Genomic DNA, 12,539 nt, shown 5'->3' with positions numbered 1-12,539 from the left:
ATCCGGCAAAAAAGCGTCTATACCATCTCATATCTGTCATGGTATTAGACGCTGTTAGTGGCAATTGCCTGCCGTATATGTATAATAAAAAGTAAAGACATTTATTGTCAAACAGTATAACAAATTAGCAGCAGAAAATGAAAAGGATTTATCATAAGGCCCGAGAGGTAAAAACCGGAGGGACAGTATTTGTGAAGATATTAAAAGAGTTCCTTATCTACCTATCCGTGGAAAGAGGGCTGTCTCAAAACACGGTTGAGGCGTATTCAAGAGACATTGGGTTGTTTCAAAAGCTTCTGACTTCAAAAAACAAGGAGCTTGACTCCTTCTCAAAAGCCGATATTTTAGATTTCCTGAGTGATGTGAAGGACAAGGGATATTCAACTACCAGTATCTGCAGATTTATATCCTCCCTGCGCGGCATTTGCAGATATATGATAATAGAAAAAATCATTAAAGAAGATCCTTCAGAAAATCTTCAGACGCCCAAAAAGTGGGAAAGGCTTCCAAAAGCTCTAAGCCTTGAAGACGTCATATCTCTCCTTGACAGCAGGACAGGCAGCGCTACATTTTTAAGGGACACGGCAATGCTGGAGATTCTTTATTCTTCGGGCCTCCGTGTCAGCGAACTTGTTTCTCTTAAGCATAATAATGTAAACCTTGAAGCCGGCTTCCTGAGAATTATGGGCAAGGGCTCAAAGGAAAGGCTTGTTCCGATAAACTCAAGGGCTTCGGATAAAATTAAAAAATATACAAAAGAACTCAGGCCTGCCATCTTAAAGAAAAAGCAGTCTGACTATCTCTTTGTCACAAACAGGGGCAGCGCAATGACCAGGCAGCGTTTCTGGCAGACAATTAAGAAATACGGAAAACAGATTGGCATCAACCTTTCGCCTCATTCTTTGCGGCATTCCTTTGCAACACACCTGCTCGAAGGCGGAGCAGATTTGCGCTCTGTTCAGAAAATGCTCGGCCATTCGGACATATCCACAACGCAGATATATACTAAGGTCTCAACCGACAGAATCAAGAAGGTATATACAGAGCATCATCCCAGGGCGTAAATGCTAATTTGCATTCGAGGAATGTTCGGATATCCATTGTTGTGTAGCCATAATAACGGCAAACTAAAAACCATTAAAAAAGGATAATCGTAATGCCAACAAAATCTACTCATCAACAGTTGCGCGAAAATCAGAAGAAAATAAGAGAACTATAAAAAATGGCATCAGAAAGTAATAGCTGTATCTTTACTCAGGATTTAAAGAAACAAAGAGGCCATTTTAGATACTTTAAGATATTTGATGCAAACGCCTTCATGGCGTGGGATGACGGGAATGATGAAATTGATATTATCTGCCACAATCAATTTACAAAAGGGAATGCGCAGGGACAATACTATCCTTTCAGTTATGATATGAAAAGAAAGGTATGGTATCCCTTTGCGCCCAGAGGCGCCGCAATGCAGATTAGGGAGGCGATCTAATCTATGAGATCGTCGTATCCTGCAATCCGCACTATGGCAGCACAGATGACCCAATTTAGAAAATACCACTGCAACCTCCAGAATATAGAATTAAAAAATATAATAAAGCCATGCACAACAAAGGCATCCAGCCCGACGCCGAATAGCCGCTTTTCTTTTCCAGTCTTTGGTCTTCGGCGGTGCGGCTGATGCAGGGTGTTAATCATTTCACCCGGAAATCATGAATCATTCCGCCCATTCAGAAATGAGAGGCCTTGTCGCTGGAATCCGCAATCCTTCATAGAGACTCTGATTGACTACCTTATCCAGAAAGGGGGCCTGTCGCATTTGTATGGAACTTTTACATGGGGTTGACTGTAGTAAAAAGATGAGCTATTATAAGTACCATAAAAGGTATTGAAAGGAGTATTGATATGAATACATTAGCTGCACAGGAAATAAAAAGAAAGGGGATTTCAGCCGTAGATGAAGTCCTGAAAGAAGGCCCTGTTCACATCATCAAGAACAACCAGCCTCAGTATGTGGTCCTCTCAGAAGAGCGTTACAGCGAATTACTTGAGGCCGAGGATGAGGTCTATAATGCGCGCATCCGGGCATCGCTTGAGGATATAAAGGCAGGCAGGGTTAAGCGCGGGACTGCAAAAGATTTAATAAAAGAATTAAAACTGGAAGACTGAGGAATGTACACTCTTGCATGGACTGCTCATTTTACGCGTTCAGGAGAGAAATTCAAAAAACGCCATCCGGAATTGAGAAAAAGGCTTGCCGATATTCTGCGCGACCTTGAAAAAGATCCCTTTCAGCCGCACCTTAAATACCATCATCTCGGAGGAAAACTAAAAGGTATTCAGGCAGTAAGCATAAATGATAAATACAGGGTATCGCTGACTGTTGCTATATCGGAAAAAGAGGTTGTCCTGCTTGATGTAGGGAGTCATGATGAATTGTATGGGAAAAGATAATACTGATCACTGTTGTTCACGCTCAGCGCCAACACCTCCGCCCTCGAAAAACAGATTGACGAAATGGTCTATGCCCTCTACAGCCTCACGCCGGAGGAGATGGCGATTGTGGAGGGGAAGGGATAAATGCCTACATTATCATCATCTCTTTATTAAAACTTTTTTTTGTGCTAAATTGTTCATAGTAATAAATTACATACTATAAACTGACATTGTCGTGGAGGTAAAAATGCCTGACAAACTTAGCGTTGATGAACTTTACAAATGCTGCAATCAGGACATATTTAAGTTCAAAACTACAGACGATTTGTCTCTTTTTGAGGAAACAATAGGGCAGGAGAGGGCATTAAGGGCGCTTGATTTTGGAATAGGCTTTAACAATAGAGGCTTTAACATATTTATCCTTGGCGAAAGCGGAACAGGCAAGATGACCACAATCAAGTCCATACTGTCCAAACAGGCAATAAATGAACCGGTTCCGTCTGACTGGTGTTATGTCTATAACTTCAAGGATGCCGATGCTCCGATAGCTGTGCCGCTTGAACCGGGCAGCGCTGCAATCTTTCAGAAAGACATGGATGAGCTTATTAATGTGCTCAGGGTTGAGATACCAAAGGTCTTTGAGTCTAAAGAATATGAAAAGCAGAAAAACCTTATTCTTGAGGAATTTCAAAAGAAACAGAAAGACCTTTTCTCTCAGCTCGAAGATGAGGCGCAAGCAAAAGGATTTTCTATAAGAAAGACCGTCAGCGGCTTACTGATAGTTCCTATCAAAAAAACAGGAGAGCCGCTAAAGGAAGAAGATTTTGAAGCCCTGGATGAAAAAACCAGAAAAAAAATAGAAGAGCTGGGCAAAATGCTTCAGGACAGACTTGATGATGTTGTCAGGACATTGAGAGACGGAGAGAAGCTTGTCAAGGACCTCCTTGCCAGGCTTGAGAGAGAGGCTGCGCTTTCTGCTGTCGGACATCTGATAGACGAACTGAAAAACAAATATAGCAGTCATGAAAGGATAACTGCGTATCTTGAAGGCGTTAAGGAAGACATACTTGCGCACCTCGATGATTTTAAGACGACGGAGGAACAAATGCCGGCGCTGCCATTTATGAGGATGCCGAAAACCGAACCGACATTTACCAGGTACATAGTTAATGTCCTTGTGAACAATAGAGAGACTAAAGGCGCGCCGTGTGTATTCGAGAGCAACCCGACATACTTCGATCTCTTTGGAAGAATAGAACATAAGATACAGTACGGGATTGCAATAACGGATTTCTCAATGATAAAAGCCGGCTCGCTTCACAGGGCAAACGGAGGTTATATAGTCATCAATGTCCTGGACCTTCTGAGAAATATATTTGCCTATGATGCGCTGAAACGCGCCTTAAGGAATAAGGAAGTAAAAATAGAAGACGTATGGGAACAGTACAGGCTGATATCCACAACAACCCTCAAGCCCGAGGCAATTCCGCTCAACGTTAAAATCATACTTGTCGGCAATCCCTATCTTTATTATCTGCTTTACAGCCTTGATGAAGAATACAGGGAACTGTTTAAGGTCAAGGCTGACTTTGACAGCAGGATGGACAGGACCGATGAAAACATACAAAAATACGCATCCTTTGTTGCGGCGAAATGCAAGGAGGAAAAGCTGCTGCCCTTTGACAGGACAGGCATTGCAAAGGTTGTGGAGTACGGCTCAAGACTTGCGGAACATCAGGAAAAACTCTCGTCAAAGTTCAGCGAAATAAATGACGTTATCGTTGAGTCAAACTATTGGGCCTTAAAGGCAAAAAGCAAGACAGTTACAAATGAGCATGTGGAGAAAGCCATAAACGAAAAGGTTTACAGAAACAACAGAATAGAAGAGCGTATGCGTGAAATGATTGCGGAGGGGACACTGATAGTTGACACCTCAGGAGAAAAAACCGGACAGGTTAACGGACTTGCCGTTCTTGACCTCGGGGATTACAGTTTCGGCAAGCCCTCAAGGATAACTGCCTCGACATACACAGGAAAAGCAGGAGTTGTGAATATAGAAAGAGAAACCAAGATGAGCGGCAGGATACATGAAAAGGCAATACTCATAATAACGAACTACCTTGGCAGCAGATATGCTTCAAAAAAGCCAATAAGCCTTTCAGCCTCAATAACATTTGAGCAGCTTTATGATATGGTGGAGGGCGACAGCGCTTCATGCGCAGAACTGTATGTTCTTTTAAGCAGTATTGCGAATGTGCCGTTAAAACAAAGCATTGCGGTTACAGGCTCTATGGACCAGAACGGAGAGGTCCAGCCAATAGGCGGTGTAAATGAAAAGATAGAGGGATTCTTTGAGTTGTGCAGATTGAGAGGGCTTGACGGAAGCCACGGTGTCATAATACCGAGGCGGAATGTAAAACACCTGATGGTAAAAAAGGATGTGGTTGATGCTGTTAAGGCAGGAAAATTCACAATATACCCGATAAACAGAGCTGAGGAAGGGCTTGAAATACTCACAGGCCTGCCTGCAGGCGAGTTAAGGGAAGATGGAACCTATCCGGAAGGCACAATCAATTACCTTGTTGCAAAACGCTTTGAAGAAATAAGAGAGGCCTTGAAGGGAAAGAAGGAAAAAGAGGAAGAAGAAGAAAAAGAGAAAGGCAAAAAAGAAAATAACGCATGAAACGGACGGCGTGGTTTCTTGAGGCTTGTCTTTATGTAGCGCTGTCCGTGCCCTTGGCAGTATTTCCGCTTAAGTTCGGAGAATTTCTCGGTATTCTGCTTTTTTATCTCTGGAGAAGCAGAAGAAAGATCGCAATAGAAAATCTCCGCAATTCAATATCATCTCACGCGATCAGCATTACGGAAACGCCTGAAAAGCTAATCAGAAATAATTTCAGGAATTTAGGAAGGTCTCTAAGCGAGATAATCAAAATATATTACGGCGCAGGCAGAAAAATAATAGATGCTGTAGAGATTGAGGGAGCTGAAAATGCATACAAGACCAAATCAGAGGGCAAAGGTATTCTATTTATAACAGGACACTGCGGGAACTGGGAGCTCGTGGCAATAGCCTCATCTTACAAGTTATTGGACATTTCAGCAGTGGCAAGAAGAAGCAATAACCCTTATATAAACAAATTTATAGAGAAGGCAAGACAGAGGTACGGCAACAGTGTCATTTATAAAAAAGGAGCTTTGCGGAATATTATTGAAAGGCTCAGAGAAGGCGGCTCCGTAGGGATTCTGATGGATCAGGCTGTGCTTTCAGATGAGGGGTATGTAATAGATTTTCTCGGAAGAGGGGCATGGATAACAAAGATGCCGGCGCTCATAGCAAGAAAAACTGGGGCAGCAGTCCTGCCTGCATTTATTCACAGAACAGATAAAGGCCATAGAATAACGATTTATCCGGAGGTAAAATTATCAGATATTGCAGATAAAGAGAAAGCGGTTATTGAAGATACAAAAAAGTTTTCAGGTTTTATTGAAGCGTATGTAAAAGAATATCCATCAGAATGGCTGTGGATACACAGAAGGTGGAAGAGAGTTAACCCCTAACCAGTTCTTTTCCTGCCTCATATGCATCTTTAAGCGCAGTGGGATGCCCAAGTATTGCGCCTTTTGCGTCAACGCCAAGAACACTCAACGTCTTATGTTCAGGCACGCTGATGGTTCTGAAAAATGCCTTTGCAGTTGCCTCGGAACACTTAATCCCATCCTCTTTTTCCATGCCCCCTACGAGCAATAAGAGCCCTTTCCTTCCGAATTTGCCTTCAGGGATTGGTTTCTTGAGCAGATACTTTTCGCACCAGAATGCCTGACACCTGTCAATCATTATCTTTGTCTGCGCACTTAGCCCGAAGAAAAAGATTGGCGATGCAAGGATGATTCTGTCCGCAGTTTTTATTGTATTGTAAATCTGAGACATCTCGTCTTCAACAGTGCATTTGCCTGTCTCGTCGCATCCTCCACAGTCCTGACATGGAGAGATCTTCATGAGATTGAGGTTAAAGATTTGCACAGCAGAGCCGGGAATCTCTCGCCCAGCCGAGTCCCCCGAGGCGATAATCCCCTTTATTGCTTCATTAAGCAGAAGCTCTGTATTGCCGTCCTTTCTCGGACTTCCTAAAAATGCAATAACCTTCATAGTTTTACCGGTTACTCCTCAGTAACGGTTATTGCCTGAACAGGACAGATGTCGGCAGCTTCCTGACAATTGCAGGTATTGCATTTGTCCAGTCCGACAACCCATACCTTATCATCTCTAAGTTGAAAGACTTCAGGGCAGACCTCTGCACATGCGCCGCACCCTACACATGTATCCCAGTCAACAACAGTTTTTAACATAAAAGCACCTCCTTGTGTGTGTAAATGTTCTTGCTTATTATAGACAAGATTTGTCGGCAACTCAAACTGGGAGGAATTCCTCAGTTAAAGCCATTCAACTCTGTCTCTTCCTCTGTTTTTTGCTTTATACAGTCCTTCGTCCGCTCTCTTTATGATATCGTCTATAGATCTGTCCCCATCTGTCATGCGCGTAATGCCTAAGCTGATGGTAATATGGATATGCAAAGGCATATCTGCCGCTAAAAACATATCTGCTTTTACATTTTCCCTTATTCTTTCAGCAAGGCTCCTTGTATTATCAAAATCTGTATCAGGCAATACAATCAAAAACTCTTCCCCGCCGTAACGGCCTAAGACGTCATAAATTCGGATGGAATTCTTTATACGGACTGAAACTTCTCTCAATACCTCATCTCCGACAAGATGACCGAACTCATCATTTATGGATTTGAACCTGTCTATATCAATCATGATGCATCCCAGTTTTTTCTTAAGCCTTTGTGCTCTTTCGAATTCCTCATTAAACCTTGTCATTATGTGTCTTCTGTTAAATATTCCTGTCAGCCCGTCTGTAATAGCCAGGTGTTCGAATCGCTGCTGAATTTCCGAAGTTTTCTTTATTAACCGCGCTGTAAAGAAAAAGATAAGCCCCAAAAGGAAAGATGCGGACAGCAGACCGAAAATGCTCGCATAGGTTTCTAACTTACTGCGAATATTCTTAATATCAAAGGTTATACTGATGCCGCCTCTCACTTCGCCTATCTTATAGCCCTGAGCTGAATGGCACTGAAGACATTCTTTCTCTATGTAAAGCGGAGCCATATATCTGAAATATGTTATGCCGTTCTTCTTTTCAATATGGGAAGTTTCGTTTATCCCCTTTTCAAATAATGACAATGCCCTTGTCTCAAAATCGTCAGGCTTATTTGCAGGGTTGAGGAGATTCAGGCTTGTTAAATGAAATTTAAACAGCCCTTCCTTTTCAGCATATTCAGAAATTTCGCGGGTCATCAGGGCTGGATTCTTTTTTGTATAAACCTTTCCGTCAGTTGTTTTGATGTCAGGGCTTGTTAAATATGGATTAGACTTATCCCCCTTCTTTTTTTCAACGTATACTCCATCATGATTAGCATTCCACTTTCTTGTTAAAATTATACTGTTAAATAATGTCCTGGCCCTTATTACATTTTCCTCATCTATTAACTGTCGGGTTCTTGCAGTTGTAATAAAAAAAATCCCTGACAGGACTGCAATAATCATCAGGCTTATGGAGACCATAAATGTTTTATAGATTTTAGCTTCTCTGGCTAAGGGCATCTTACTGATATTTTACATGATATGCAGCCTGAATTCAAAAAAATGCAAAAAACTGCAGAATGTATCTGATTGACAGGAAAATAATTATCAGTCCTAATACTATCTTAATAAGCTGCTGCGGAACAAATTTCTGAAGGCGCGCTCCGATATACATGCCTGCAAACCCGCCAATGCCAAACAGAATGCCCAAAGGCCAGTCAGGCATTGAGGAGGTGTTATTCACTATCAGCGGAATACTGTAAAACAATGCTCCTGCAATTGATGTCATAAATGTTCCCATTAAAGTAGCGCCTGCAATCGTATATGCAGGCAGGTGCAGCAATGAAATACAGAAAGGAGCAATAATTGCGCCGCCTCCGATGCCGTAAGCTCCTCCGATTATTCCCACAACAAATGACAGAATAAATACGACAATAGGGTTAAATGAGAAAATTTCGCCCCAGAACTCATATTCAATCTTTTTTAATGATATATGTTTTGTCTTTACAACCGCATGAGACGGGATGCCTGCTGTTAGTCTTGAACTTTGCTGCTGTTTAAACTTTTTTTCAAGGGCCTTTGCAGCAGAAGGTTTTATTTTGCCTTTACCTATGAATTCTTTAAGCAGGCGGCTTCCGATATAAAGTAATACGCACCCAACAAAAAACTTAAATGCTTTTGGATCGGGGAGATACAAAACCCTCACATGAAAACCGAGAAATACTCCCGGCAGAGTGCCTGCAATTATCACCCATGTCAACGGCCACGCCATTCTGCCTTCCTTAATGTAACGATAAACACCGCTTGGAATCGCAAAGATGTTAAAGACATGATTTGTCCCGCTCACTGATGGAGCAGTGTAATTAAGCACACTCATCTGGAAGGGAAGAAGAAGGAATGCGCCTGATATGCCTGCCATTGAGGTGAAGAATGAAATAACCATTGCAATAAGCGGCGGCAATAGAATGTTAGTCTTCACGCCGGAGACAGGAAACAGCATGTCCAAAAAATCCATGGGGTATTATACATAAAAACTTAAGAGTTAGAAGTTGGAAGTTAAAAGTTGCTTTAAATTTTTATGCGGCTTTACCCCGTTAGAAAAACAATTGTTTTCTAAACGGGGTTTACAAATGGAAGCGCTTCAAATTATCATTGAGTAAAGGTGTAAATGTCATTGCGAGGCGAAGCCGAAGCAATCTTAAACCATGATATTGGTGCGCTGAATAATTAGATTCCTCGGTCGAAATGACCTCGGAATGACAGAGGAGAGAGATGAAGAGAATCAGAATTGCCCTTGCCCAGATTAATCCTACTGTCGGCGGCATTGAAGGCAATGTCTTAAAGATTTGCGATTACATCCGGAAGGCAAGGGAAAAGAAATCTTCTCTCGTTATATTCCCCGAACTGTCAATTACGGGTTACCCCCCTGAAGACCTTCTCCTGAAGCGCCATTTCATAGACGATAACCTTGAGGCATTAAGCATGGTTATTGAAAATACGAAAGATATAGCGGCTGTTGTCGGCTTTGTTGACAGAAAAGACAGCATTCTTTACAACGCTGCAGCAATAATCCGGAACTGCAAGATGATTGGCGTGTACCACAAGGTGTTTCTTCCAAACTATGGGGTCTTTGACGAATACAGATACTTCAGGGCAGGGAACGAAACCCCTGTCTATAGAATTGAGGATATAAATATCGGAGTGAATATTTGTGAGGATATATGGTATCCCGAAGGCCCTGCAAAGTATCAGGCTCTTGCAGGCGCTGAGGTCATTTTGAATATAAATGCTTCCCCGTATCATATGGGCAAGGCACATTTAAGGGAAAAGATGATTTCTGAAAGGGCATCTGACAATAAAATAGTAATCGCATATCTAAATACAGTCGGAGGGCAGGACGAACTTGTTTTTGACGGAGGGAGCTTTATAACTGATAAAACAGGAGCGATTATAGTCAGAGGAAAACAGTTTGAAGAAGAGATGATTATCTCAGAGATAGCATTGGACGGTTATAATCCCCCCATCCCCCCTTTAGAAAAGGGGGGCGAGGGGGGATTTGAAGAAGAGGTTTATAAAGCGCTTGTTTTAGGCACCAGAGATTATGCGGTAAAGAATGATTTTAAACAAGTTGTAATAGGTTTAAGCGGCGGAGTTGACTCTGCACTCGTTGCTGCAATTGCAGTTGACGCCATAGGCAGAGAAAATGTTTCAGGTATCTTTATGCCGTCTCCGTATACGTCGAAAGAAAGCAGGGAAGATGCTTATGAACTCGCCAGAAGTCTCGGCATTAAAATAATTGAGGCGCCTATCAGCAATATATTTGAAGTTTATCGTGAAAGTCTTAAAATGCAATTCAAAGGGCTTCCTGAAGATAAAACAGAAGAGAACCTTCAGGCGAGAATAAGAGGGAATATACTTATGGCATTTTCCAATAAATTCGGACGGCTTGTTCTGACAACAGGGAATAAGTCTGAAATGAGCGTCGGATATGCTACACTTTACGGAGATATGGCAGGAGGTTTTGCAGTTATAAAAGACGTGCCTAAGACCCTTGTATATGAACTTTGCAAATGGAAAAATTCTAATGAGGGGAGGGCGCTAATCTCTGAGAGGGTGCTTTGGAAAGAACCTTCAGCAGAACTGAGGCCTGATCAGAAGGACACGGATTCTCTGCCTCCGTATCCTGTGCTTGATCCCATACTCAAGGCATATGTTGAAGACGACAAAAGTTTTGAGGATATATTGCCTTCAGGATGCGATATTGAGTGCACAAGGAAGGTCATAGAGATGATAGACAGGAGTGAATATAAAAGAAGGCAGTCTCCTCCGGGAATAAAAATAACACCGCGGGCATTCGGCAAAGACAGGCGGTTCCCGATAACAAATAAGTACCGGAGTTATTAAGATAGAGGGTAAAAATTGAGGTGCATATGAAATTAAGACCGATTGCACTCGGAGCTGCGCTTGGATCAGTCTGGGGCGTTTCGCTGTTTATAACAACATGGATTTCCTATTACACAGGCCACGGCAAACTTTTTCTGGAAGTTCTTGCGCAATCCATATATCCGGGTTACAGCATAACTCCGCTTGGAAGTTTTCTTGGGCTGCTCTATGGTTTTGCTGATGGCTTTGTGAGCGCAGTGCTGATCGGCTATATTTATAATAAGCTTGTGAAATGAGGGGAAAATGTCAAAGGTCTATTTTGCATCAGCAAGAGTAAAAAAATGGAAGTATGCTGACAGCATGCCCGGCAAACTCGAACGGGTGCTTAAGGAAATTAATCTTTCGGCACATTTTAATAAGGATGAATGGATAGCAGTGAAAACTCATTTCGGTTCAGAAGGCGCCCACAGGGTTGTAAGACCTGTATTTTTGAGAAAGGTTGTGGATGCTTTGAAGGGTATAGATGCAAAGCCTTTTGTGACAGATACGGTACGTATAAAAGGACTGGATTATCTTGAAGTCGCAAACCAGAACGGAATAAATTCACTCTCAGTTGGAGCGCCTGTTGTGCTTGGTGACGGACTTTACGGCAATGATAATATAATGGTTAAAGCAGGCGAAATTCTTGGTGAAATAGCAGTTGCAAGCCTTATCTATGATGTTCCCGCAATGGTCGTTTGTTCACATGTAAAGGGGCATATTCAGGCAGGCTATGCCGGTGCAATTAAAAACGTTGCCATGGGAGGGATAAGTTCCAGTCATCGACACTGCGGATGGAAGTGCGGAAGGGGCGCAATGCATACAATAGGTGAGGGCAGGTTACTTTGGGATGAAGAAAAATGTGCGCTCTGTCTTCAATGCGAAGAAACCTGCCCTCTTGAACTGATAAAGTTCGAAAACGAAATGTTTGGCTATAACGAAGATGACTGCTGGAGGTGCGGCAGGTGCACCAGGGTTTGTCCGGAAGGCGCCTTGATGCTGCCGGGAGATGATGAAAGATTCATGAAGGCCCTCGCAGAAGCTGCTTTGGCTGTTTTAAGTACGTTCAAGCCTAATAAAGTGATTTATATAAACTTCCTTACAGAAATACAGCCTGAATGTGATTGCATGCCGGCTGCTGATGTGCCGGTCATGCAGGATCAGGGAATTCTTGTCTCTGATGACATAGTGGCAATTGAGCAGGCAACGACTGATATACTCTTAAAGGCAAAGCCCTTACCGCAATCAGCGGCAATCGCGCCTGGAAAGCAAGGAAGGCAAACCAAGGATATTCTTTTTAAGCTTTCAAGGAAGCCTTACCGCATGCAGATAGAGGAGGCTGGGAGGCTGGGGCTTGGAAGCAGAGACTACGAACTTATTGAAATTTAAGGCAATTACAAAACACTTCCTTAACAAGACAGGGGAGCCTTCATATAACTCCATGCCTCGCACGATCAACCCCACTATAGGATACCCTATGGTTTTGTGTTTATGTTAATTTAACATAATATATCTTATCGGACATACGCTATAAACAAAGG

General features: G+C 42.5%; 14 protein-coding genes. 9 read left to right on the top strand and 5 right to left on the bottom strand.

Annotation, left to right across the window (positions count from 1 at the left end):
* Positions 1–137: 137 nt before the first annotated feature.
* Together xerD and HY035_01060 are read left to right on the top strand one after the other, a co-directional pair.
* Entirely contained in the window at positions 138–1,064 is a 927-nt protein-coding gene (gene xerD / locus HY035_01065; GenBank protein MBI3376980.1) for a site-specific tyrosine recombinase XerD, read from the top strand.
* 158 nt (positions 1,065–1,222) lie between these two features.
* Positions 1,223–1,486 carry a hypothetical protein gene (locus tag HY035_01060; protein MBI3376979.1) on the top strand — a complete coding sequence of 88 codons (264 nt, stop codon included), beginning with the start codon at positions 1,223–1,225 and terminating at the stop codon, positions 1,484–1,486.
* On the opposite strand, the gene HY035_01055 is transcribed toward HY035_01060, so the two are convergent.
* Positions 1,483–1,692 (bottom strand): hypothetical protein, encoded by a 210-nt coding sequence (locus HY035_01055; GenBank protein ID MBI3376978.1) that lies wholly within the window; start codon positions 1,690–1,692, stop codon positions 1,483–1,485. The two genes, HY035_01060 and HY035_01055, sit on opposite strands and share 4 nt — an antisense overlap.
* Positions 1,693–1,899: 207 nt before the next feature.
* Between HY035_01055 and HY035_01050 the strand changes: the two genes are divergently transcribed.
* The 4 genes from HY035_01050 (at position 1,900) to HY035_01035 (ending at position 5,991) form a co-directional block, all read left to right on the top strand.
* On the top strand, positions 1,900–2,163 hold the full coding sequence (locus HY035_01050; GenBank protein MBI3376977.1) for a type II toxin-antitoxin system Phd/YefM family antitoxin: 264 nt from the start codon (positions 1,900–1,902) through the stop codon (positions 2,161–2,163).
* Positions 2,164–2,166: 3 nt separating this feature from the next.
* Positions 2,167–2,448, top strand: coding sequence for a type II toxin-antitoxin system mRNA interferase toxin, RelE/StbE family (locus HY035_01045; GenBank protein MBI3376976.1), 282 nt, complete (start codon positions 2,167–2,169; stop codon positions 2,446–2,448).
* 229 nt (positions 2,449–2,677) lie between these two features.
* Positions 2,678–5,113 (top strand): AAA family ATPase, encoded by a 2,436-nt coding sequence (locus HY035_01040; GenBank protein MBI3376975.1) that lies wholly within the window; start codon positions 2,678–2,680, stop codon positions 5,111–5,113.
* Positions 5,110–5,991 carry a lysophospholipid acyltransferase family protein gene (locus tag HY035_01035; protein ID MBI3376974.1) on the top strand — a complete coding sequence of 294 codons (882 nt, stop codon included), beginning with the start codon at positions 5,110–5,112 and terminating at the stop codon, positions 5,989–5,991. The genes HY035_01040 and HY035_01035 overlap by 4 nt, the downstream gene beginning before the upstream one ends.
* On the opposite strand, the gene HY035_01030 is transcribed toward HY035_01035, so the two are convergent.
* From HY035_01030 to HY035_01015, 4 genes are all read right to left on the bottom strand, one after another.
* Positions 5,981–6,580, bottom strand: a complete 600-nt coding sequence (locus tag HY035_01030; protein MBI3376973.1) for a flavodoxin family protein — start codon at positions 6,578–6,580, stop codon at positions 5,981–5,983. The genes HY035_01035 and HY035_01030 overlap by 11 nt on opposite strands.
* Positions 6,581–6,591: 11 nt before the next feature.
* Positions 6,592–6,780: a ferredoxin gene (locus HY035_01025; GenBank protein ID MBI3376972.1), complete on the bottom strand. Its 189-nt coding sequence runs from the start codon at positions 6,778–6,780 to the stop codon at positions 6,592–6,594.
* A gap of 84 nt (positions 6,781–6,864) precedes the next feature.
* Entirely contained in the window at positions 6,865–8,097 is a 1,233-nt protein-coding gene (locus tag HY035_01020; GenBank protein ID MBI3376971.1) for a diguanylate cyclase, read from the bottom strand.
* Positions 8,098–8,131: 34 nt separating this feature from the next.
* Complete coding sequence (locus HY035_01015; GenBank protein MBI3376970.1) at positions 8,132–9,076, bottom strand: sulfite exporter TauE/SafE family protein; 945 nt, start codon at positions 9,074–9,076, stop codon at positions 8,132–8,134.
* Between the two features lie 272 nt (positions 9,077–9,348).
* Between HY035_01015 and HY035_01010 the strand changes: the two genes are divergently transcribed.
* From HY035_01010 to HY035_01000, 3 genes are read left to right on the top strand one after another with little or no spacing between them, the layout of a single operon-like run.
* On the top strand, positions 9,349–10,980 hold the full coding sequence (locus tag HY035_01010) for an NAD+ synthase (GenBank protein ID MBI3376969.1): 1,632 nt from the start codon (positions 9,349–9,351) through the stop codon (positions 10,978–10,980).
* Positions 10,981–11,006: 26 nt separating this feature from the next.
* Positions 11,007–11,255 carry a bacteriophage holin gene (locus HY035_01005; GenBank protein ID MBI3376968.1) on the top strand — a complete coding sequence of 83 codons (249 nt, stop codon included), beginning with the start codon at positions 11,007–11,009 and terminating at the stop codon, positions 11,253–11,255.
* 7 nt (positions 11,256–11,262) lie between these two features.
* Entirely contained in the window at positions 11,263–12,387 is a 1,125-nt protein-coding gene (locus HY035_01000) for a DUF362 domain-containing protein (GenBank protein ID MBI3376967.1), read from the top strand.
* Positions 12,388–12,539: the final 152 nt, after the last annotated feature.

The sequence above is a fragment of the Nitrospirota bacterium genome, assembly GCA_016195565.1.
Classification (GTDB): Bacteria; Nitrospirota; Thermodesulfovibrionia; order Thermodesulfovibrionales; family UBA1546; genus UBA1546.
The sequence above is the reverse complement of the archived record's forward strand: the minus strand, read 5'-3'. Positions and strand labels throughout refer to the sequence as shown.